The following is a 21377-nucleotide window of genomic DNA, read 5'->3' as shown; positions in this document are numbered from 1 at the left end:
TATCGGTTGAATGCCCGCGCGAATTCCATACGCGAACCGTAAGGGTTTCGTTAAGGTGATTAAGATTTCCAGCCGCCGCCTAACGCCTTGTACAGGGTGATTTTCTGGCTCAATTGGCCGAGATGCGCACTGATCAGCGACTGCTGCGCACTGTAAAGCGATCGCTGGGCCACTAACACATTGAGATAATTGTCGACGCCTTGCTTGAAGCGCAATGTGGAGTAATCGTAGTCGCGCTGATTGGCGCCAACCTCCTGTTGCAGCGCCGTCAGCTGATCCTGCCAGGTATCCTGACCGGCCAGCGCATCGTTCACCTCTTTAAACGCGGTCTGGATCGCCTTCTCATAGTCAGCAATCTCAATGCGTTTCTCGATATGCGCGATATTCAGGTTGGCCTGGTTTTTACCACCGTCAAAAATCGGCAGGTTAATCGATGGCATGAATGACCATGCGCCGGTGCCGCCGCCCAGCAGGCTGCCAAGCGAGCTGCTGGTGGAGCCGCCGGACGCGGTCAGCGTGATGCTCGGGAAGAAGGCGGCACGCGCCGCGCCGATATTGGCATTGGCCGCCTTCAGCGTGTGCTCCGCCGCCATGATATCCGGGCGACGCGTCAGCAGATCCGACGGTAAGCCAGCAGGCATGGCCGGGAAGTGCCAGTTGGCGTCCAGCGTGGCGTGTGACAGCAGCGTGGCGGGCAGATCGGTGCCGACCAGCAAGCGCAGCGCATCCACATCCTGCCGCACCTGCCGCGTGTAACTCGCCACGTCCGCCTGCGCCGCCCGCACCGTGCTTTCGGCCTGCGCCAGATCCTGATCGCTGCTGGCACCGCCGTCGTAGCTGAGCTTGGTCAGGCGATACGATTCCTGCTGGCTTTGCGCGGTGTGTTGCGCCAGATGCAGCAGATCGTTATCCGAGCTCAGCGTCAGCCACGCCGTCGCCACTTCCGCGATCAGTGAAATGCGCGTGGCGCGTTCGGTGGCGGCGCTCGACAGATAGGTTTCCTGCGCCTGATCGCTCAGGCTTTGCAGGCGACCAAAGAAATCCAGCTCCCACGAAGTGACGCTCAAGCCGCTGTTCAGCTCGTGATAGGTCACCGCGCCGCTGGTTTTGGTGTTGTAGAGATTGGCCGGTTCATGCGCCGAAGTCTGGCTGGCCGTGGCGTTGATCGACGGCATCAGCGCAGCGCGCTGCACCGTGACGCCCTGCTGCGCCTCTTGCACGTTCAGCGCCGCCACGCGCAGGTCGCGGTTGTTATCGAGCGACAGCTGGATCAGGTTGCGCAGCGTGGCATCGGTGAAGAAGTTCTGCCACGGCAAATCGGCGACGTTGCCGACGGGCGTCGCCTGATCGTATTTAGCGTCCACCGGCAGCGCCGGGCGCTGATAGTGCGGTGCCAGCGTACAACCGGCCAATGCCAGCGCGAGCGGCAACAGCGCCAGACGGAAGTTATTCATGTTCATTTTTAACCACCTCTGCGGATGTTTGTTTCTTACGCGCAAAGAACTGCGAAACCACCACGTAGAACATCGGCACAAAGAAGATGGCGAGGAAAGTCGCGGTGATCATACCGCCCGCCACCGCCGTACCAATCGAATGCTGGCTGCCTGCGCCCGCGCCGTTGGATATGGTCAGCGGCAGCACGCCGAGAATAAACGCCATTGAGGTCATGATAATCGGACGGATACGCAGCCGCGCCGCTTCTACCGCCGCTTCCACCAGCGTTTTGCCCTCGCGCTCATGCAGCTCTTTGGCGAACTCCACGATCAGGATGGCGTTTTTCGCCGCCAGCCCCACGGTGGTCAGCAGGCCAACCTGGAAGAAAACATCGTTCTGCAGGCCGCGCAGCAGCACCGCGCTAATGGTGCCGAGGATGCCGAGCGGCACCACCATGATCACCGAGAACGGAATCGACCAGCTCTCGTACAGCGCCGCCAGACACAGGAACACCACCAGAATCGAGATCAGATACAACTGCGTGGTTTGGCTGCCGGAGGCCTGCTCCTCATACGAAATACCGTACCACTGCACGCGGAAACCGTGCGGCAGCTGCTTCGCCAGCTGTTCCACCGCCTTCATCGCTTCACCGGTACTCTGGCCCGGCGCGGGCGATCCGAGGATCTCCTCAGCGGTTAAGCCGTTAAAGCGTTCAAAGTGCGGCGAGCCGTACACCCATTTGCCCGAGGCGAAGGCGGAGAATGGCACCATGGTGCCGCTGCTGTTGCGGAAGTACCATTTGTCGAGATCCGACGGTGTGGCGCGCGAGTCCGCTTTACCCATCAGATAGACCTCTTTCACGCGGCCGTTATACATGAACTGATCGATGTAGCTGGAGCCCCACGCCACCGACAAAGTGTTGTTGATGTCGGTCATGCTCAGGCCGAGCGCGCTGGCCTTCTCATCATTGATCTCCAGCTGATACTGCGGCTCATCTTCCAGCCCGTTAAGACGTACCTGCGCCAGATGTGGATCGTTGTTCGCCAACGTAATCAACTGATGCGCGGCATCCATCATCTGCTGATGGCTGTGCGCGCCGGTATCCTGCAGATAGAGATCGAAACCGGTGGCGTTGCCCAGCTCCATCACTGCCGGCGGCACCATGGCGAAGATTTTGGCGTTCTGGTAGTTGGCGAAGTGCGCCATCACGCGGTTCGCCAGGTCCTGCACGCTTTGCCCGCTGTGCGTGCGGTCGCCCCAATCTTTCAGACGCACAAAAGCCATGGCGTTGCTCTGGCCGCGACCGGCAAAGTTAAAGCCCGCCACGCCAAAGGTGGTGGTCACCACCGACGCTTCGTTCTGTTGCAGATAGGCGTTGAGATCGTTGATCACCTGCTGAGTGCGCTGCGATGACGAGTTCACCGGCAGCGTGATCTGCACCATCATCAAGCCCTGATCTTCACCCGGCAGGAAGGTGGTTGGTACGCGGGTGAACAAAAAGCCCGTCACGCCGACGATCACCAGATAGATCACCAGGAACAGGCCGCGACGGGAAATCACTTTGCTGACGCCGTGGGTGTAGTGCATCGCCCCGCTGTCGAACTTGCGGTTAAACCAACCGGCGAATCCGGTGCTTTTATGCTCCGCCGCTGCCGGTTTCAGCAAGGTGGCGCACAGCGCAGGCGTGAAGATCAGCGCCATGATCACCGACAGCGCCATCGCCGAGACGATGGTGACCGAGAACTGGCGGTAAATCACACCGGTCGATCCGGAGAAGAACGCCATCGGCAGCAGCACTGCCGACAGCACCAGCGCAATGCCAAACAGCGCGCCCTGAATCTGCTGCATCGATTTAATGGTGGCGGCTTTCGGGTCGAGTTGCTCTTCGTGCATTACGCGCTCAACGTTCTCCACCACCACAATGGCGTCATCCACCAGTAGCCCGATGGCCAGCACCATGCCGAACATGGTGAGGGTGTTAATGCTGTAACCAAACGCCGAAAGAATGCCAAAAGTGCCCAGCAGCACCACCGGCACCACCAGCGTGGTGATCAGCGTGGCGCGCAGGTTTTGCAGGAAGATCAGCATCACGAAGAACACCAGCACCACCGCTTCGATCAGCGTTTTCACCACCTCTTCAATTGAGGCGCTGACCACCGGCGAGGTGTCGTACGGATACTGAATCTCGACGTTATCCGGCAGCGAATCTTTCAGGTCGGCGATGGTTTGGCGCACCGCCTTGGCGGTATCCAGTTCATTGGCACCGGTTGCCAGACGCAACGCGATACCGGCGGCCGGTTTGCCGTTCATGGTGGCATCGATGCCGTAGCTTTGCGGCCCGAGCGCGACGCTGGCCACATCTTTCAGCCGCACCTGCGAGCCGTCGCTATTCACCTTCAGCAGCACATTCTCAAACTGCTGCACGGTGGTGAAACGGGTTTTGCCGAGGATCGTCGCCTGGGTTTTTGCGCCCTGAATGGTCGGCAAACCGCCGAGTGAACCGGACGACACCTGCACGTTCTGGTTATCAATCGCCGTGGTGACATCGCTCGGCATCAGGTTGTATTTGTACAATTTGGCCGGATCGAGCCAGATGCGCATCGCGTATTCGGATCCCAGCACCATGAAGTCGCCGACGCCCGGCGTACGCGAGATCGGATCTTCCAGTTTCGACACCAGCATGTCGGCCAGATCGCCGTTAGTCAGCTTGCCGTCTTTGGCGATCAGCCCGATCACCATCATGAAGTTTTTCTGGTACTTACGGATGCGGATACCTTGCTGGGTGACATCGGTGGGCAGCTGCGACTCCGCTAGCGACACGCGATCCTGCACCTGAACCTGGGCGATATCGGGATTGATGCCCTGATTAAAGGTGGCGATGATCTGCGCGCTGCCGTCCGAGGCGCTGCTCGACTCCAGATAGCGCAAACCATCCAGACCGTTCAGCTGCTGCTCAATGACCTGCACCACGGTGTTTTGCGTGGTTTCGGCGCTGGCACCCGGATAAGTTACCGAGATGGAGACCGCTGGCGCGGAGATATTGGGATATTGATTGACCGGCAAACTGATGGCGGCAATCGCGCCGACCAGCATCACGATAATGGCGATAACCCAGGCGAAGATTGGACGTTCTATAAAAAACTTCGACATGCCGCCCCCTTATTGCGCCGCTGCGTCAGTCATCGAAAGACTCACCGCATTGGCGGATGGCGTGTCGTTGGTGTTGGCGGCGCTGGTCGTCACTTTCACCCCGCTGCGCACGCTTTGCAGGTTGTTCACCACCACGTTTTCCCCTTGCTGCAGGCCCGAGGTCACCAGCCATTCTCCATTGATCATCTCGCCGGTGTGGATGCTACGCTGCTCGATGGTGTTGTCGCTTTTCACCACAAAGACATATGGCTGACCTTTGGTGTCATGCATGATCGACTCTTGCGGCAGCAAAATGCCTTGCTGCTGAATGCCCTGCGGGAAGCTGGCATGCACGTACATGCCCGGCAGCAGTTCGTTATTCGGGTTCGGGAACACCGCGCGTAGCACCACGGTGCCGGTGGCGGTATCGACGTTCACTTCCGAGAACGCCAGCCTGCCCTGCTCGGCGTACTGGCTGTTATCTTCCAGCGACAAGCCCACGGCGGCGGTGTTGTCGGCCACTTTGGCGATTTTGCCGTCGGCCAGCGCGCGGCGCAGGCGCAGCAGATCGGTGGAGGATTCGCTGACATCGACATAGATCGGATCAAGCTGAGTGATGGTGGCGAGATAATCGGTTTGCCCGTTGGTGACCAGCGCACCGGCGGTGTACAGCGAGCGGCTAATGTGGCCGGAAATCGGTGCTTTCACCAGCGTGTAGTCGAGATTCACTTTGGCGGTTTCCACGTCGGCCTGCGCTTCACGCGCGGCGGCGACCGCATCGTCGTAGGTTTGCTGGCTGATGGCGTGCGCGTTGGCCAGCGGCTGATAGCGCTTCACCACCATCGCATCGTTCTGCCAGGTCGCCATGGCTTTGTCGTAGGCCGCTTTATAGGTGGCAGGATCGATTTGATACAGCGGCTGGCCGGCTTTTACTTCACCGCCCTCGGTAAACAGGATTTTTTCAATTACGCCGCTCACCTGCGGACGCACCTGCGCAGTTCTCACCGCCGTGGTGCGGCCTGGCAATTGGCTGACAAGCGTAACGGGTTGCGCTTTCAGGTTGACCACGCCCACTTGCGGGGTGGCGGATGCGGCGGGCTTTGCTCCGCCCTGGTCACAGGCTGCCAGTAAAAACACCACGCTGGCAGAAAGAAGTTTCAGGCGCATAGTTGTTCTCTAAAAGATAGGAAGGGAATAGTCACGAAGGTAATGACTCAAAAAGCCATTGTAGGGAGGCGGGTTAAGCGGGGTTGTTAAGGTTGCGTAAAATATATTTTCCAAAGGAAAATGGTAAACCTTTCGTGCCATAAAGGGTTGGGATTTTTAGCGTTTTGCGGGTTTTCAGCCCCGAAATCGATTATCGAAAATTTCGTAGCGGCGCAATTTATTGCGCAAGATAACAGCGGGAAAAAGGTCAACGGAGCGCAATGAATTGCGCCGCTACGGTTATGTGCACGCAATAACCACCGATTTAACCTTTGGGTTCGATGCCTCTGCGGCGCAGCTCGCGGCGCGCCAGCTCTTTTAACCAGCACGACAGCGTGACGTTGTCGTCGTCGGTCACACTGCGCAGCTGCTCGTGCAGCTCCGGGTGAATACGTAACTGAAACGCCGAAGAACGGCCCTCGCCTTTTGGCGTGCGGTCTTTGGTTTTTGGCATCGCGGGTTGGCCTCAACGAGTCGCAATAAAAAATCGCCCCTTAAAGCGCTACCAACACCGTAAGGGGCTAGCGAACCGCCATGGAATGCGACATCGCGGTGCGTTACCTACAGGTTACACAACCCGATATTTTTATGTTGCCGGGGAAGTGTTAAGACTCAGACAAGAGGTGTGAGCGAGTTCGCACGGTCGTAAATTACAGGCAAAAAAAACCCACGCATCTGCGTGGGTCGGTGTAATAACAGGGTACTGCCAAAGCAGCTTGTTTCACACCCATCAATACCTCTGGGATCTCCATACTCGCACCGTTGAGTCGGTGAAAGACAGGTGCAAAAAGCAACGGTGTTTGGGGAAGTGAAACGAGGTGTGAATATTCTCCACACCTCACTTACACTTTTGATTTAACTAAGATTTGTCTGAAGAAGGTTTACTGTAGATCGCATCGGGTGCCACGTTCATGTGCTTGAGTACCGGGCCCATGATGTTGCCGAAGATCGGTGCCGCCACCGAGCCACCAAAGTGATCGCCCGCGGTGGGATGGTTGATCATTACCACCAGCGCCACTTCAGGATGGCTGGCGGGCGCGATGCCGGCGGTGTAGTTGATATAACCGCCATCGTACTTGCCGCTGGTGCCCATCTTCTCTGCGGTACCGGTTTTGGTCGCCAGACGATAACCCGGCACCGCCGCTCTTACCCCGGTCCCGCCCGGCAGTACGTCGCTCTCCAGCATATGCACCACGGTTTGCACCACCTGCGGATTCGCCACCTGTTTGCCTAACACCGGCGGCGTCACTTTGGTGATCGACAATGGACGATAAACGCCGTACGAACCAAGCGTGGCGTATTCACGCGCAATCTGCAGCGGCGTGACGCGCAGGCCGTAGCCAAAGGCAAAGGTGGCGCGTTCGATATCGGCCCAGCGCTCGCGGTGCAGCGGGAAGTACCCCACGCTTTCACCGGTCAATCCCAGCCCGGTAGGTTTACCCAGGCCAAATGCCTGATAGGTATTAACCAGCGCTTCAGCGGGCATCGCCAGCGCAATGTGCGAGACGCCGATGTCACTCGATTTCTGCAAAATGCCGGTCATGGTGAGGCGCGGCCAGTGACCAACGTCGCGAATTAAGTGGCCGTTGACGCTGTAAGGCGTGGTATCGATCACCGAATCGGCGCGCACCAGATGGCGTTCCAGCCCTTCCATCACCACCAGCGGTTTCACCGTGGAGCCGGGTTCGTAACTGTCGTTGATCGCCGAGTTACGCATCTGCGCCGGCGTGGCATTTTCATAGTTGTTCGGGTTGAACGACGGATAAGAGGCCATCGCCAGAATTTCGCCGGTATCGATTTTCACCAATACCGCCGCACCCGAATCCGCTTTGTTAAGCAGCACGCCGTCGCGCAGTTTGCTGTAGAGCGTGAATTGGTCGAACTTATCGATACTGAGCTGCACGGTTGGCGGCTGCTGTGGCGGCTGGTAATCGATCATCGCAATGATGTTGCCTTCACCATCCTGACGATAAACTTCTTTGCCCGGATCGCCCTGCAGCACATGGTCGAAGCCCTTCTCGATGCCGTTCAGGCCGTTGCTGTCGGCCCCTACAATGCCAATCAGCGGCGCAGCTGCTTCACTCATCGGATAGAAACGGCTGTCGTTATACACCGAGCTGATACCTTTGAGTTTCAGCTCGGCGATATCTTTGGCGATGCCGAGTTCGATTTTGCGGCCCAGATAGAGGAAGCGTTTTTTCGGGTTGGCGGTGATGGCCGCGCGCAGATCTTCCGGACGCTGATTGAGCGCGGCCGCCAGATAAGCCCATTTGGCGCTGGTGAAATCGGGATTTGCCTCCAGCACGCGCATTGGATCGGCGATGATGTCACGTGCCGGAACGCTCAGCGCTAACGCCTGGCCGTCACGATCCAGCAAGGTGCCACGGTTAGTTGGCAACGTTACGGTACGCAGCGAGCGCTGATCGGCTTCGTGCTCCAGCATCGGATGCTTGATCAGCTGCAGGTCACCAACGCAAATCAGCAACAGCACCAAACAGCAGAAAACGCCAAGGCAGATCAGGCGAAAACGAAACGGGTTAAAGGGCGCTTTTATCTGGTCTTTTCCCAGAAATTTTTTTATTTGAGGCATGGCAATCCGCTGCTGTAAGTGAATCTGAAGCTTATTGCTTGCAGTTATAAAGAAACGTAAAGCGAGTTGACAGGAAAACTGTGTTTCGATTCGTTAAGCAAAAAAAACCTGCGCATCTGCGCAGGTCGGTGTAATCAAGAAAACTTTTTGATGTTCACCCATCAATACCTCTGGGACCCTGACTGTAGCAAGGTGGCACGCTGGGAAACCATCGCCTAAACGCAACAGTTACCGGCAAAATGTAACCAGCGATGAGATTATTCGTTGCCCATTCACATCAGATGTTTTTTGATTTCCACCAGGCAACTCATGGCGTTAGGACCCTGCGTTAACGACGAGGTGCCGATATCCAATGTCAGGACATTCGGGTTGCCGGCGCGATCCCACGGTTGCCAGGCGCGACCAAAGCCAGGATCGAACCAGGCGCCGGTGGCGATGATCACCACGCCCGGCGTTACACCGTCGGTCAGGCGCACACCGGCCAGCATGCGCCCGCGCGCATTGCTCACCTCAATCTCATCGCCATCCTGAATATCACGCGTTGCCGCATCCTGCGGATGCATATATAGCGTCTCATGTCCGGCGGTTTTGTTGCCTTGCACCGTGGCGGTGGCGTCCATCTGGCTGTGCAGACGATCGGATGGCTGAATCGAGATCATATGCAGCGGGAACTGTGAACTGAGCGGCGCGCCCAGCCACTCTTGCGGCTCGCGCCACTCGGGATGTCCGGCGAAATCTTCCAGCTGATAATCGGCAATAGTTTGGCAGAACAGCTCAATCTTGCCGCTGGCGGTTTGAATTGGATGCGTTTCTGGGTTAGCGCGGAAATCATCCATAAACACGAACGGCTTGCCGCCTTCGGGAATCTCGACAAAACCGCGCTCCCAGAATTCCCCGAACTCCGGGAACGGAATATCACGCCGCGCATGCGCTACCGCGCACTGTTGATACAGATGCTCAATCCACTGCATCTCATTGCGCCCTTCGGTGAACACATCACGATAGCCGAGGCGATCGGCGATATCAGCGAAGATGTCGAAATCATTGCGCGCCTGATGCTGCGGCTTGATCGCCTGATGCATTGCCAGCACGAAGCGATCGCGCGACGATCCGCCGATGTCGTTGCGCTCCAGCGTGGTGGTCGCGGGCAACACGATATCCGCCATCTGCGCCGCCGGCGTCCAGACGATATCCTGCACAATCACGGTATCCGGGCGCTGCCAGCCTTCCACCAGACGATTGAGCTGCTGATGATGATGGAACGGATTGCCGCCCGCCCAGTGCACCAAATGGATATCCGGATAGTGCTGGGTTTCACCCTGGAATGCGTACGGCTGGCCGGGATTGAGCAGCATGTCGCTGATGCGCGCCACTGGAATCGACAAATTGCCCGGATTCGGGCCGGTGCTCATCATGGGTGCCGGGCCATCCTGACGCGGATTGCCGACGCTGTTCATCGAGCCATGACCAAAGGAGAAACCGCCGCCCGGCAAGCCTGGCTGACCGAGCATTGACGACAGCGCAATCATCATCCAGTACGGCTGCTCGCCGCGATGGGCGCGCTGTACCGAATAGGAGCAGGTAATAAAGCTGCGTTTGCCGATCAGCTGCTGCGCCAGCAAAGCAATGCGCGCCGCCGGAATGCCGGTAATGCTGCTGGCCCACTCAGGCGTTTTGGCGATGCCATCGCTTTCACCGAGCAGATAGCCGCGCAGCTGCGGCCAGCCGGTGCAATGGCTGGCGAGGAAGCTTTCATCCAGCGCGTTACGCCTGGTGATCTCAAAACCCAGCGCCAGCATCAGCGCCACGTCGGTGTTCGGGCGAATAGGAATCCACTCGGCATTGACGAACGCCGGGCAGTCATCGCGCATTGGGCTGATGTTAATAATTGGCGTGCCTTTGGCACTGAGCTGCTCCAGCGCCGGTTTCAGGCTGTGCTGCCCTGCGCCGCCGGAAGCCACCTGCGCGTTTTTCAGCGCCAGGCCGCCGAAGGCGATAAAGATGTCGGCGTGCTGCACCACTTCCGGCCAGTCGGTGACGCGGCCGGTGAGCGGCATGTAGGTGCCAATCACGTACGGCAGGAAGAACTGCGCCGCGCCCCAGCTGTAGTTACCTTGCTGATCGACGCCGCCGCCGCCCTGAAAATAGAAGCGACGAATCAGCGTGCGCGCGTGGTTGACGCGTCCCGCCGATGACCAGCCGTAAGAGCCGTTGAAAATGCCCGCTGCGCCGTAGCGATCGCGCACGCGGCGATTCTCTTCCGCCACTAAATCCAGCGCGGTATCCCAATCCACCGCCACGAAATCTTCCCGACCGCGCAAGGTGCGATCGCTGTTCTCACGCGACTTCAACCATGAACGGCGCACCATCGGCTGGCGAATACGCTTATCCGAATAGACCAGTTCAGGAATGGTGTTGAGCATCGGCGAGGGATCGGCATCGGCGAAGAAGGGTTCACAGCCAATCAGGCGATCGTTTTCGGTGACGGCAGTGAATGCGCCCCAGTGCGCCAAGTGTGGCACGCGAGTTTTCATGGTTTTTGGTCCGGCAGGCAGGTGTGATTATGTCTGGCAGCATAACATGAGCCTGTAACCGAGCTAAAGCGCGGCTGTGAGCGCCTGATTTTCCGTGCTTTTGCGACAGCGCTGGCATTCTGCCGGGTTGCTACAGGGTGGGTTTTCCGTAACACTGGTGGCATGTGTAAACGTTTTCCCGGATGTCGATAATCGCATGGCTACCATTAAGGATGTTGCCCGAATGGCTGGGGTGTCGGTTGCGACCGTCTCCCGCGTCATCAATAATTCGCCCAAAGCCAGCGAGAGTTCTCGCCTCGCCGTTACGGCGGCAATGGAGCAGTTGCAGTATCACCCGAACGCCAACGCACGCGCCCTGGCGCAGCAATCCACCGAAACCCTGGGTTTAGTGGTGGGCGATGTTTCCGATCCGTTTTTTGGCGCGATGGTCAAAGCGGTGGATGAAGTTGCGGGCCAGACCGGCAACTTTTTGCTGATTGGTAACGGTTACCACAATGAGCAAAAAGAGCGTCAGGCGATTGAGCAACTGATGCGTCATCGCTGCGCCGCCTTAGTGGTGCACGCCAAGAAAATCCCCGACGACGATTTAGAGATGCTGATGAAGCAAGTGCCGGGCATGGTACTACTGAATCGCCAGCTGAAAGGCTTTGAACATCGCTGCATCGCGCTGGATGACCGTTACGGCGCTTGGCTGGCAACGCGCCATCTGATTCAGCAAGGCCATACGCAAATCGCCTTTATCTGCTCCACTCACACCATTTCCGATGCCGAAGATCGTCTACAAGGCTATTACGACGCGCTGAAAGAGCACGGTTTGCCGTGTAATGACCGTTTGGTGGCGTGGGGCGAACCGGACGAAGTGGGCGGCGAACAGGCGATGACCGAATTGATGGGACGCGGCAAGCAGTTTACGGCGGTGGCCTGCTACAACGATTCGATGGCGGCCGGTGCGCTGGCGGTGCTGAGTGATAACGGCATTCGCGTGCCGGAAGAGATGTCGCTGATTGGCTTCGATGATGTGCTGGTGTCGCGCTATGTGCGTCCGCGTTTGACGACGGTGCGTTATCCGATTGTCACGATGGCGCAACAGGCGGCGCAGTTGGCGCTGGCGTTAGCCAATGGCAGCGAGATGCCGGAAGTGACCAATATGTTTAGCCCCACGCTGGTAAGACGGCATTCGGTGAGTGGGCCGGGTTAATCTAAGCTGTAGATGCCATTTTATATTTACAAATGGCATAGTATTATTTTAATCTCCTTCATACTGAAATATTACAATTGAATTTATGCTTATATAGTGGAGATGAGCATGGGTGAAAGAGCTCGTTATAAAAACATATGGGATGTAGTTTATAAAGAAAAGCCAGCTTCAGAGCAGGCATTTTCAAAAAAAACACTCGTAGATATTATTACACATCAAAAAAGAATAACTGGTTATAAAAATCATGACATTGACATAAACTTCAATCGAGGCTCTATTGCCAATAAGCGATTGTTTTTGAATAATATAAAATTTGAATGCTGTGATTTTAAAGGCAAAAACTCAAATCAAAGAATTACATTCACAAATTGCTCATTCATTAATTGTTACTTTGGAGGTACTGAGTTCACACATACTAACTTTAACAACTGTAGGTTTGAAAGCACATCATTATCACTTGTTTCTTTTAACAACTGTAATTTTGATGATAAAAATGCATTTCGCAATATCTCACACTCAGGCGCATTAACTAAGTTCTCAGAAACGAACATTAAAGCTACAGACCTAATATTCAACACTCACAATTATGCCACCAGAAATTACTGTAAAACAAACAACAAAAAATATTATATAGAAAAATATAAATCTCGAGTTTCCACGTCCAAACTATCAAGGAATGTTCTTTTATCTAATGCATCAACAAGTGATGACGATACATACTATGACTCAATGAAGGCTTTAGCTATTTCTTCATTTCGTGAAAAAGTTTCCAAAACCTTCAAGAACATATACTTAAACCTTAAATCCTGCAGCGAATTATGTATCTCAAAAAAAATCAATCATGACTCTAACTACTTCTTTGCCTTTAAAGCATTGATATTGTCGCTAATACTTATTTTTAGATGTTTCTTTTTCCCTATCGAAAGAGCAATGCTATTTATTAGTGGTGGCTTAAACGGATGGGGTGGCAGTTTGTCAAGATGTATTTTTTCTGGCGCAGCAATAGTTCTGTTCTACTCTTTTATATATCAACACATACAAATTGACACGACTTCAAAGTTCGACAATCCCTTTATTGAGTCTCTTGTAGCTAGTCTAGACATTACCTTTCTGGCTGGTTACACTAAGCATGTAACTAATGATGGCGATACAACTTTAGAGTTGATTGCTCTTTCAAATATGTTATTGGGCCTCTGGTGGTATGCTATTAGCATACCTACTTTAATAAATAAAGTTAGTACATCAAGGTTGTAATGGATAAGAATATAAAATGCTTAGTATTGTTTGGAAGTCACGCACGTGGTGATCATGACTTACATTCAGATATTGATCTGCTCGGAATCGACAACTCATACGATTATGGAGTAACTAGCATTGGAACAACTAACTTATCGTTATATTCTGAAGATAAAATAAAGCAGATGATGATTGAAGGAGATCTATTTGCCTTACACATTAAAGAAGAAGGGGTTTGCATATATAATAGTGAGGCATTTAATGATTTAAAAAGACATTTCACTTATAAAGAGAGCTATTCTGTAGATATTTATACAAGTTACTTTTTAGCAAAAAAAATATTTGAGAGAAAACATGAAATCAAAGACTGGAAATTCGCCAATAGAAGAATTAGTTGGTGCATCAGAACTTTTTTGATCTCTCTATCGGCTGAAAATAAGTTGCCAGTTTTTTCCAAGTCTGCAATATCAAAATTCGCAATGGAACTGGTCGATAAAAATAAAATTTCAGCTGATGAATTCTACTGCTTGATTGATGCAAAATCCCACGCAAAAAAAAACAAAAAAGTAATAAGTCTATTGGCAACTTTTCTGGAATGCTTTAATAATTATGATGATGAAACCAGATTATCCAAAAGAACATTTTACTCAAGTGGAGTGGTTTGCAATACACTTGATAATTTATTCCACGATCTTAAAGTCCATTACATTTAAAAAATTTTGAACCATAAAATTTGTTAGTGAGTACCAATATTTTTAAAGCATCATTTAGTGAACGGGCCAGTTTAAAAAAACAGCCCGCAGCACAATGTGCAGCGGCGCAATTAATTGCAAATTCAGAAGTATCATCGTGGCTTTAAAACAGCGCGATAAATCACACTGCTACGATCAGTGCGTTGAGCTATCACAAATCCCGCGAATACACCTTCACCCGCACATCCGGGAACTCCAGCGCGTCGCACTGATACTGCCAGCCAAAACGTTCGTAATAGCCGCCAAAGGTGGACCATAACCACAGCTTGTCATGACCGCACTGCTGCGCGAAATCGATCACATGCTGCTGCAGCGCTTTGCTCAATCCCTTGCCGCGCGCGGACTCCTCAACAAACAGCGCCGCCACCCACGGCGTGAGATCCTGACGGCTGATCAAATCGCAGCGCCAGAATCCCACCGTGCCGAGCGGTATGTCGCCGTCGAGCGCCACGAAGGTCACCGGAAAGTCCGCGCCGTTGAGGCTGCTGCGCACAATGCTGTGGTAAAACTCACGCGACGTACCGTCACCAAACGCCTGCCATAGCCAGTCGGTGATCTGCGTGGCGTGATGCGGCACCTCGCTGAGCGCGACGATCTTCATCAAATCAGCTCCAGCGCCAGCAGCTCCTGAATGGTCTGCGCACGACGAATTTCACGCGCCGCGCCATTCTCGAACAGCACTTCCGGAATCAGTGGACGACTGTTGTAGTTCGACGACATCGACGCGCCGTATGCGCCGGTATCGTGGAACACCAGATAATCGCCGACCTGCGCCACAGGCAGCGCACGGGTTTCTACTTTGCCACCTTCCAACTGCGTGAACACGTCGCCCGATTCACACAGCGGACCGGCCACTACGCTCTCCACGGTGGCGTCGCCCAGCGCGCGGCCATCGACCGGCAGCAGAGAAATGTGGTGATAGCTGCCGTACATCGACGGACGCATCAAATCGCTGAAACCGGCATCGACCAGCACAAAGTGACGGCTGCCCATCTCTTTTACCGCGCGAACCTGTGACACCAGCACGCCCGATTCAGCAACCAGGAAGCGACCTGGCTCGATCTCCAGTTTCACCGGGTGACCGAGGTGCGCAGCGATACGCTCGCGCGCGTCGTTCCACAAGCCGTAATAGTGCTGGGTATCAATGGCTTCTTCGTCAAAACGATACGGAATCGACAAACCGCCACCGGCAGAAATCGCTTCCAAATCCTGCCCAAATGCCACCACCTGATCGACCATCGCGTCACACACCTGCTGCAGATGGCCATAATCCACGCCGGAACCGATGTGCATATGCAGGCCGACCAGACGCAGGCCGTGCTGCTGAATCGCCGCCAGCGCCAGCCGCAGATCGCTGTGCCAGATGCCGTGTTTACTGTTCTCACCGCCGGTGTTGGTTTTCTGGCTGTGGCCGTGACCAAAACCCGGATTGATGCGCAGCCACACCGCGTGGCCCGGTGACACCTCGCCCAGTTGATGCAGCATATCCACCGAACCGGCATTGACCGGCACTTTCAGCTCGGCGATACGCGTCAGGGTTGGCTGATCAAACACATCGGCGGTGAAGACGATATCTTCGACGCCCGGCTGATAACCGGCGGCAATAGCACGCTCGATTTCACCCAGCGATACCGAATCGACTTTGACGCCCGCCGCACGCATCAGACGCAAAATGTGAATGTTGGAGCAGGCTTTCTGCGCAAAACGCACCACGTCGAAGGCGCCGAGCTGCGCAATGCGCTGCTGAATAATCGCCGCATCATAAGCCCAGAATGGGCCGGCATAACGCTGCGCCAGCGGCAGTAAGTTGGCGGCAGTTAACGCGGTTTCGCTGTTATTGAGTGGGCGTGGCATGTCAATTCTCCTGTGTCATTGAGGCTATTTAGCCACAGCGCATCAATTCAGAAAAATATCTGTTTTAGCGACGTCTATACAAATATGATATGGGTTATCTGGAGGAGACAATGGCAAAAATTAACTGGCGACATATCGAAATTTTTCACGCGGTGATGACCAGCGGCAACCTGACGCAGGCGGCGACGCTGCTGCATACTTCGCAGCCCACGGTGAGCCGCGAACTGGCGCGCCTTGAGCAGCAGCTCGGCCTGCAGCTTTTCGAACGGGTGCGCGGCCGCCTGCAGCCCACGGTGCAAGGCTTGCGGCTGTACGAAGAGGTGCAGCGCTCGTGGTACGGGCTAGATCGCATCATGGATGCCGCCGAAGGATTGCGTCAGTTTCGTCAGGGTGAATTGTCGATCGCCTGCCTGCCGGTGTTTTCGCAGTCGCTGTTGCCGCCGCTGCTGCAGCCCTTTCTTCAGCGCTATCCGCAGGTCAGCCTGAATATCATTCCGCAGGAGTCGCCGTTGCTGGAAGAGTGGCTGTCGGCACAGCGTTACGATCTCGGCCTGACCGAAACCCAACACGCACCGGCGGGCACCGAACGCTTGCCGCTGCTGACCTGTGACGAAGTGTGCGTGCTGCCGCCACAGCATCCGCTGTGTCAGCGCGAGGTGCTGACGCCGCAGGATTTCCACGGTGAAAACTACGTCAGCCTCTCGCGCAGCGATAGCTATCGCCAGCTGCTGGATTCCCTGTTTCATGAGCAGAATGTGGAGCGTCGTCTGGTGCTGGAGACGCACAGTGCGGCGTCAGTGTGCGCGATGGTGCGCGCGGGCGTGGGGATTTCGATTGTGAATCCGCTGACGGCGCTGGATTACGCCGACAGCGGTGTGGTGATGCGTCGCTTCAGTATTGCCGTGCCCTTCACCGTCAGTCTGGTGCGGCCGCAGCATCGACCGGCTTCGGCGCTGGTCGATCACTTCTGCGACCACCTGCAACGGCACGTGGCGGCGTTTCCACAACGTATTGCCGAGCGGCTGGCTTAAGCGTTGACCGCTTCGCCCTGCCCGCCCGCTTTGCGGAAGGTGATCAGGCAGATCACCAGTCCGACCGCGGCCAGCGCAGCAGCGGCAACCGGCACCGACGTCAGGCCGTACCCTTTCTCGATCACCGCGCCACCGACCCACGCGCCGAGCGCATTGCCGACGTTGAAGGCGGAGATATTCAGCGTAGAGACCAGATTCGGCGCATCTTTGCCGTGGCGCACCACGTTAATCTGCAAGCCCGGCACGGTGGCGAAGGTCGCCATCGCCCACAGGAACAGCGTGATTTCCGCCAGCCACAGCGCATGGCTGGTCCAGCTGAACAGCAGCGAGAACACTGCAATCAGCACAAAGCTGAGGATCAGGCTGAACGACACTTTCCAGTCGGCCAGCTTGCCGCCGAGGATGTTGCCGACGGTCAGACCCGCGCCAATCAGGAACAGCGTCCAGCTAACACCTCGATCCGAGATACCGGTCACCTGCAACAGCAGCGGGGCAATGTAGCTAAACAGCGCAAACATCGCCGCCGCAAAGAATACCGTCATCAGCAGCGACAGCCACAGTTTGCCGTTGGCCAGCGCGCTGATTTCACTTGCCAGATGCACCGGCTTCTCTTCTTTGTTGGTCGGCAGGCTCACCATCAGCGCGATAAAGGCGAAGATGCCGATGATCGCCACGCCCCAGAAGGTAGCGCGCCAGCCAAACATCTGACCAAACCAGGTGCCGAGCGGCACGCCGAGCACGTTGGCCAGCGTCAAACCGGTGAACATCAGCGCCACGGCAGAAGCTTGTTTACCTGGTGCGACCAGGCTCGCCGCCACCACTGCACCGATGCCGAAGAACGCACCGTGACACAGCGCCGTCACCACACGCGCCAGCATCAGCAGGTTGTAGGTGTAGGCCAATGCACAGAGCACGTTACCGATGATGAAGATGATCATCAGCAGAATCAGAGTACGTTTACGCGGCAGTTTGGCGGTCAGCAACGCCATGATCGGCGCGCCAATAGCAACGCCCAGCGCGTAGCCGCTGATCAGCCATCCCGCAGAAGGAATGGTCACTTGCAGATCGCCCGCCACCTCGGGCAGCAATCCCATAATGACGAATTCCGTGGTGCCGATGGCGAACGCACTCAGCGCCAGCGCCAGTAATGCAACAGGCATAACATACTCTCCCAATAATTTTTTGCAGGCGGGCCGCACTGCGAACGCAGTACGGTGACAACAGACGCTTATTAAAATTTGAACTGCGTCACATTGTTATTAAAGCATAGCCCTTCCATGCCAACCACCCTGCGCGCCGCAAGACTATTTTGCGCCTGTAGCAATAATCCCTGCGCGCGAAAATGTCACTGACTAACCATTGAGACAGATGGAGGTTTCCGCGCTACGCTTGAGAAGGATGTGATCGTTATCACAGTGAGTCAGCTTTTGGCGCAAAATCAAACAGTAAAGGATGGACGTGCACTGCCGATACCTCAATGGATTGCCCGGTTATGGGGTGTCAAAAATCGAGGGGAAAGCGTATGCGATGGCTCATCGCGCTAACGGTTGGCTGCCTAAGCGGCTGCTCTGTTGGGCATTACGAATACAGCAAAGAAGCAGCAAAACGCGTCGATATGACCGTCACCGGCATTCCAACGGTGCTGGGCATTGGTGCGCTTGGCACCACCATTCCTCTCACGCCCGAATACAGCCTGACGGCGGCCCACGTGGCGAAGTATTCACTCTATCGGGTGAAAGCCTGGCATCCCGAATGCGATATCGCTGTGGTGTACCACAAAAACAGCGAAGCCAATTTGCCGCCGCCGTTCCGCAATAGCCATATCGGCGACGACGTGAATCTGTATGGTTACAGCTTTATTTCGGCGATGCCGGTGGCGTCGAGCGGCAAGAATCTGATCAATACCACGCTGGCGAATGACTGGAACAAAGCCAGCTGTGTGGTGGTGGCGGCCAATGCCGGCGTGGTGAAAGGCATGTCCGGCGGCGCGGTGTATAACGCCAGCGATGATACGCTGGCTGGGGTGATTGTCGGTTACAGCAGCCAGATTGATGACAATAAAAGCGGCAAAACGCTGTTTAAGAATGTGGCGCTGTATGTACCGTACGCACGCTTTCAGGCGTGGCTGGATGGGGTGGTGAAGTCTTAGATCGTGCTGGCTGTCCCCCTCCTCGGTCGGTGCTGGCGGTCGGTGCTGGCTGTCCCCCTCCTCGGTCGGTGATTGCTGTCCCCCTCCTCGGTCGGTGCTGGCTGTCCCCCTCCTCGGTCGGTGCTGGCTGTCCCCCTCCTCGGTCCTCCCCCATAAATGGGGGAGGAAGATGCTGCAATATGATAGTTCTGAAGCTGCATGTGGCAGCGTCTCCTTCCCCCATTCATGGGGGAAGGCCGGGATGGGGGACAGCGTGCACAGTCAAGCCGGAACCCACGCCCCCTGCACCTGCACCTGCGGGAAACCGCTGGTCAGGATACGCAGTTCGGCATCGCGCGGGGTGTTGTCGCCCTGCCCCTGAATGCTGACGATATCCTGCGGACAGGCGGAAAACGCCACAAAACAGTCCATCTCGGCGCGCAGCACAATATAGTCACCCGGCTTCGTCACCACCGGCAGCGTCTTCAGCGTGATGCCATCCGGCTGCACCTGAATATTCATAAAGATATTAAACGAGGCCAGATTGCCATGCGGCAGCGTCACGCCCAGCTCACGCATGCCTTCAAACAGATTGTCATGGCAGTTGCGATGCGGTTCGGTGCAGCCGAGCAGCTCATAACGACGCGCATCGCAGGCCGCCATAAAGGTGTCGTGCACGCCTGGCGAGGTATCCGCCACCAGCGTCAAAATCGGATGGCGCTGGCTGGTGATAAAGCTGTCGCCCACTTTGGGATTGAGACGCTGATTCCACACGCGCGTCGCCTCCATACACATATATTCACTCACATCCTCAGCGTTGTACGCCCAGCAATCCACCACCTGCGTGCCGTGCAGGTTAATCACCTGCACCGCTTCACCTCTCTTCAGGCGCACCGCTTTACCGTAGCGTGCCGGGATGATCACCGCTTCGCGATGCTGAAATTCAGCCGACATGTTGTTCTCCTGATTAATGCTGCATGGCACGACGATAACGCGTCATGCGAGATTCAAGGCCGCGCGCCAGCCAGTCGATGATGCTGTTGAGCAGCCAGTAACAGAGCGCCACCGTGAGATAGATCTCCAGCGGCGCGTAGGTATCCGAAATCGCCTGTTTGGCGGCGTACATAAACTCCTGCACCGAGACAATCGACAGCAGCGCGGAGTCTTTAATCAACCCGATCATCAGCCCGACCAGCGGCGACAACATCTGCGGCAGCGTTTGCGGCAGCACCACGTCACGCAGTTGTTCGCTGCGGCTCAGGCCCAACACGCGGCACGCTTCCCACTGCCCTTGCGGCAGCGCATCAATCGCCGAGCGGATCACCTGCGCAATGTAAGGCGCGTAGTAGAGCGTCAATGCCAGCACGCCCACCACCGGCGACGACAGCGTGATGTCATATTCCGGCAACACAAAATAGAGCAGATAGATCACCACCAGCAGCGGCAGCGCGAGGGTTAAGCCGCTGTAAAGATTGAGCAAACGCAGCCAGAACCGCGAGGCACGCATCAGCAGCACGGCCAATAGCGCGCCCCACAGTAGCGAGCAGAGCGCCGCCACCAGACAAAGCTGCAAGGTGGCGAGCAGGCCGTCACCGAGCGACGGCAGAGAGGTGATAATTGCCTGCCAATCCATTACGCTAACCTCCGCTTCGCTTCTAAACGACGCGCCGCCGCAATTAACGGCATGGCGATCAGCAGATAACCGGCCGCCACCAGCAGCAGCACCTGCGTGGCTTCGTAGGTGCGGGCGATGACGATCTGTCCGGCGTAGGTCAGTTCAGTGAGCGCCACCACCGACGCCAGCGGCGTGGTTTTCAGCAGAATGGTGAATTTATTCACCAGCATCGGCAGACTGGCGCGCATCACTTGGGGATTGATGACGTACCACCACGTCAGCAGGCGGCTCAGACCCAGCGTGCGCGACGCTTCCAGCTGTCCGCGCGTCACCAGGCTGCGATTCACGCGCAGGATTTCCGCCACGTACGCGCCGCTGTTGAGGCCAATGGCAATCACCGCCGCCAGCATCGGCTGACCGCCCAATCCCAGCCGCGGCAAGGTGAAAAACACCACAAACAGCTGCACAATCGCTGGCGTTCCGCGCATCACGCTGACATAGCAACGCCCGATGGCGCGCCAGATCCAGGCTCGACGCAGCTGCAGGAAGCAGCCGAGCTGCCCCATCACCACGCTGACTAATGACGCCAGCACGGTGAGCACCAGCGTCATCAGCAGGCCGTGTCCGAGTTCCGGCAGCGCGGCCACTACCTGTTGATCCAGCCCCATGC

General features: G+C 56.0%; 17 protein-coding genes. 5 read left to right on the top strand and 12 right to left on the bottom strand.

What is annotated here, in order from left to right; all coding sequences use genetic code 11:
• Positions 1 to 59 precede the first annotated feature (59 nt).
• The 6 genes from Q3H59_RS04370 to Q3H59_RS04345 form a co-directional block, all read right to left on the bottom strand.
• Complete coding sequence (locus tag Q3H59_RS04370) at positions 60 to 1460, bottom strand: efflux transporter outer membrane subunit (protein WP_309833460.1); 1401 nt, start codon at positions 1458 to 1460, stop codon at positions 60 to 62.
• Positions 1447 to 4584 carry an efflux RND transporter permease subunit gene (locus Q3H59_RS04365; protein WP_309833458.1) on the bottom strand — a complete coding sequence of 1046 codons (3138 nt, stop codon included), beginning with the start codon at positions 4582 to 4584 and terminating at the stop codon, positions 1447 to 1449. Before Q3H59_RS04365 ends, Q3H59_RS04370 begins: the two co-directional genes overlap by 14 nt.
• Before the next feature lie 9 nt (positions 4585 to 4593).
• Positions 4594 to 5730 (bottom strand): efflux RND transporter periplasmic adaptor subunit, encoded by a 1137-nt coding sequence (locus tag Q3H59_RS04360; RefSeq protein ID WP_192412034.1) that lies wholly within the window; start codon positions 5728 to 5730, stop codon positions 4594 to 4596.
• A 304-nt stretch (positions 5731 to 6034) separates the two neighbouring features.
• Positions 6035 to 6223, bottom strand: coding sequence for a hypothetical protein (locus Q3H59_RS04355; protein WP_061719884.1), 189 nt, complete (start codon positions 6221 to 6223; stop codon positions 6035 to 6037).
• A 405-nt stretch (positions 6224 to 6628) separates the two neighbouring features.
• Positions 6629 to 8359: a penicillin-binding transpeptidase domain-containing protein gene (locus Q3H59_RS04350; protein ID WP_101761978.1), complete on the bottom strand. Its 1731-nt coding sequence runs from the start codon at positions 8357 to 8359 to the stop codon at positions 6629 to 6631.
• A gap of 272 nt (positions 8360 to 8631) precedes the next feature.
• Positions 8632 to 10893, bottom strand: a complete 2262-nt coding sequence (locus Q3H59_RS04345; RefSeq protein ID WP_101761977.1) for a molybdopterin-dependent oxidoreductase — start codon at positions 10891 to 10893, stop codon at positions 8632 to 8634.
• 196 nt (positions 10894 to 11089) lie between these two features.
• Between Q3H59_RS04345 and galR the strand changes: the two genes are divergently transcribed.
• The 3 genes from galR (at position 11090) to Q3H59_RS04330 (ending at position 14040) form a co-directional block, all read left to right on the top strand.
• Complete coding sequence (gene galR, locus Q3H59_RS04340) at positions 11090 to 12091, top strand: HTH-type transcriptional regulator GalR (RefSeq protein ID WP_309833453.1); 1002 nt, start codon at positions 11090 to 11092, stop codon at positions 12089 to 12091.
• 108 nt (positions 12092 to 12199) lie between these two features.
• Positions 12200 to 13345 (top strand): pentapeptide repeat-containing protein, encoded by a 1146-nt coding sequence (locus Q3H59_RS04335; RefSeq protein WP_309833451.1) that lies wholly within the window; start codon positions 12200 to 12202, stop codon positions 13343 to 13345.
• The gene (locus Q3H59_RS04330) at positions 13345 to 14040 is read left to right on the top strand and encodes a nucleotidyltransferase domain-containing protein (RefSeq protein ID WP_309833449.1); all 696 of its coding nucleotides are present in this window, start codon (positions 13345 to 13347) and stop codon (positions 14038 to 14040) included. Before Q3H59_RS04335 ends, Q3H59_RS04330 begins: the two co-directional genes overlap by 1 nt.
• Positions 14041 to 14230: 190 nt before the next feature.
• Here the strand turns inward: Q3H59_RS04330 and Q3H59_RS04325 are convergent, their stop codons facing one another.
• Both Q3H59_RS04325 and lysA read right to left on the bottom strand, forming a co-directional pair.
• Positions 14231 to 14680 carry a GNAT family N-acetyltransferase gene (locus tag Q3H59_RS04325; protein WP_309836632.1) on the bottom strand — a complete coding sequence of 150 codons (450 nt, stop codon included), beginning with the start codon at positions 14678 to 14680 and terminating at the stop codon, positions 14231 to 14233.
• Entirely contained in the window at positions 14680 to 15933 is a 1254-nt protein-coding gene (lysA, locus tag Q3H59_RS04320) for a diaminopimelate decarboxylase (RefSeq protein WP_309833447.1), read from the bottom strand. The genes Q3H59_RS04325 and lysA overlap by 1 nt, the downstream gene beginning before the upstream one ends.
• Before the next feature lie 110 nt (positions 15934 to 16043).
• Here lysA and Q3H59_RS04315 point away from each other — a divergent pair, with 110 nt between their 5' ends.
• Positions 16044 to 16964, top strand: coding sequence for a LysR family transcriptional regulator (locus tag Q3H59_RS04315; RefSeq protein WP_192236479.1), 921 nt, complete (start codon positions 16044 to 16046; stop codon positions 16962 to 16964).
• Here Q3H59_RS04315 and Q3H59_RS04310 read toward each other — a convergent pair.
• On the bottom strand, positions 16961 to 18124 hold the full coding sequence (locus Q3H59_RS04310; RefSeq protein ID WP_101761973.1) for an MFS transporter: 1164 nt from the start codon (positions 18122 to 18124) through the stop codon (positions 16961 to 16963). The genes Q3H59_RS04315 and Q3H59_RS04310 overlap by 4 nt on opposite strands.
• Positions 18125 to 18486: 362 nt before the next feature.
• Here Q3H59_RS04310 and Q3H59_RS04305 point away from each other — a divergent pair, with 362 nt between their 5' ends.
• On the top strand, positions 18487 to 19113 hold the full coding sequence (locus tag Q3H59_RS04305; RefSeq protein ID WP_101761972.1) for a hypothetical protein: 627 nt from the start codon (positions 18487 to 18489) through the stop codon (positions 19111 to 19113).
• A 261-nt stretch (positions 19114 to 19374) separates the two neighbouring features.
• Here Q3H59_RS04305 and Q3H59_RS04300 read toward each other — a convergent pair whose 3' ends face one another.
• Genes Q3H59_RS04300 through Q3H59_RS04290 form a run of 3 tightly spaced genes read right to left on the bottom strand, consistent with a single transcriptional unit; the run spans position 19375 to position 21375 of the window.
• Positions 19375 to 20046: an urea carboxylase-associated family protein gene (locus Q3H59_RS04300; protein ID WP_309833443.1), complete on the bottom strand. Its 672-nt coding sequence runs from the start codon at positions 20044 to 20046 to the stop codon at positions 19375 to 19377.
• 13 nt (positions 20047 to 20059) lie between these two features.
• Positions 20060 to 20725 carry an amino acid ABC transporter permease gene (locus Q3H59_RS04295; RefSeq protein ID WP_101761970.1) on the bottom strand — a complete coding sequence of 222 codons (666 nt, stop codon included), beginning with the start codon at positions 20723 to 20725 and terminating at the stop codon, positions 20060 to 20062.
• Complete coding sequence (locus Q3H59_RS04290) at positions 20725 to 21375, bottom strand: amino acid ABC transporter permease (RefSeq protein ID WP_309833440.1); 651 nt, start codon at positions 21373 to 21375, stop codon at positions 20725 to 20727. The genes Q3H59_RS04295 and Q3H59_RS04290 overlap by 1 nt, the downstream gene beginning before the upstream one ends.
• Positions 21376 to 21377 lie beyond the last annotated feature (2 nt).

The organism is Pantoea sp. SORGH_AS_0659 (assembly GCF_031453915.1).
Lineage (GTDB): Bacteria > Pseudomonadota > Gammaproteobacteria > Enterobacterales > Enterobacteriaceae > Pantoea > Pantoea leporis.
Note: the sequence above shows the minus strand (reverse complement) of the source record. Positions and strands in the feature narration are given on the sequence as shown.

Excerpts from the sequence above, each read along its gene's own strand:
- Q3H59_RS04365 (WP_309833458.1), bottom strand. The coding sequence starts at position 4,584 with ATGTCGAAGTTTTTTATAGAACGTCCAATCTTCGCCTGGGTTATCGCC.
- Q3H59_RS04290 (WP_309833440.1), bottom strand. The coding sequence starts at position 21,375 with ATGGGGCTGGATCAACAGGTAGTGGCCGCGCTGCCGGAACTCGGACAC.
- Q3H59_RS04295 (WP_101761970.1), bottom strand. The coding sequence starts at position 20,725 with ATGGATTGGCAGGCAATTATCACCTCTCTGCCGTCGCTCGGTGACGGC.
- Q3H59_RS04355 (WP_061719884.1), bottom strand. The coding sequence starts at position 6,223 with ATGCCAAAAACCAAAGACCGCACGCCAAAAGGCGAGGGCCGTTCTTCG.
- Q3H59_RS04345 (WP_101761977.1), bottom strand. The coding sequence starts at position 10,893 with ATGAAAACTCGCGTGCCACACTTGGCGCACTGGGGCGCATTCACTGCC.
- Q3H59_RS04300 (WP_309833443.1), bottom strand. The coding sequence starts at position 20,046 with ATGTCGGCTGAATTTCAGCATCGCGAAGCGGTGATCATCCCGGCACGC.
- lysA (WP_309833447.1), bottom strand. The coding sequence starts at position 15,933 with ATGCCACGCCCACTCAATAACAGCGAAACCGCGTTAACTGCCGCCAAC.
- Q3H59_RS04335 (WP_309833451.1), top strand. The coding sequence starts at position 12,200 with ATGGGTGAAAGAGCTCGTTATAAAAACATATGGGATGTAGTTTATAAA.
- Q3H59_RS04325 (WP_309836632.1), bottom strand. The coding sequence starts at position 14,680 with ATGAAGATCGTCGCGCTCAGCGAGGTGCCGCATCACGCCACGCAGATC.
- Q3H59_RS04305 (WP_101761972.1), top strand. The coding sequence starts at position 18,487 with ATGCGATGGCTCATCGCGCTAACGGTTGGCTGCCTAAGCGGCTGCTCT.
- Q3H59_RS04370 (WP_309833460.1), bottom strand. The coding sequence starts at position 1,460 with ATGAACATGAATAACTTCCGTCTGGCGCTGTTGCCGCTCGCGCTGGCA.
- Q3H59_RS04330 (WP_309833449.1), top strand. The coding sequence starts at position 13,345 with ATGGATAAGAATATAAAATGCTTAGTATTGTTTGGAAGTCACGCACGT.
- galR (WP_309833453.1), top strand. The coding sequence starts at position 11,090 with ATGGCTACCATTAAGGATGTTGCCCGAATGGCTGGGGTGTCGGTTGCG.
- Q3H59_RS04350 (WP_101761978.1), bottom strand. The coding sequence starts at position 8,359 with ATGCCTCAAATAAAAAAATTTCTGGGAAAAGACCAGATAAAAGCGCCC.
- Q3H59_RS04315 (WP_192236479.1), top strand. The coding sequence starts at position 16,044 with ATGGCAAAAATTAACTGGCGACATATCGAAATTTTTCACGCGGTGATG.
- Q3H59_RS04310 (WP_101761973.1), bottom strand. The coding sequence starts at position 18,124 with ATGCCTGTTGCATTACTGGCGCTGGCGCTGAGTGCGTTCGCCATCGGC.
- Q3H59_RS04360 (WP_192412034.1), bottom strand. The coding sequence starts at position 5,730 with ATGCGCCTGAAACTTCTTTCTGCCAGCGTGGTGTTTTTACTGGCAGCC.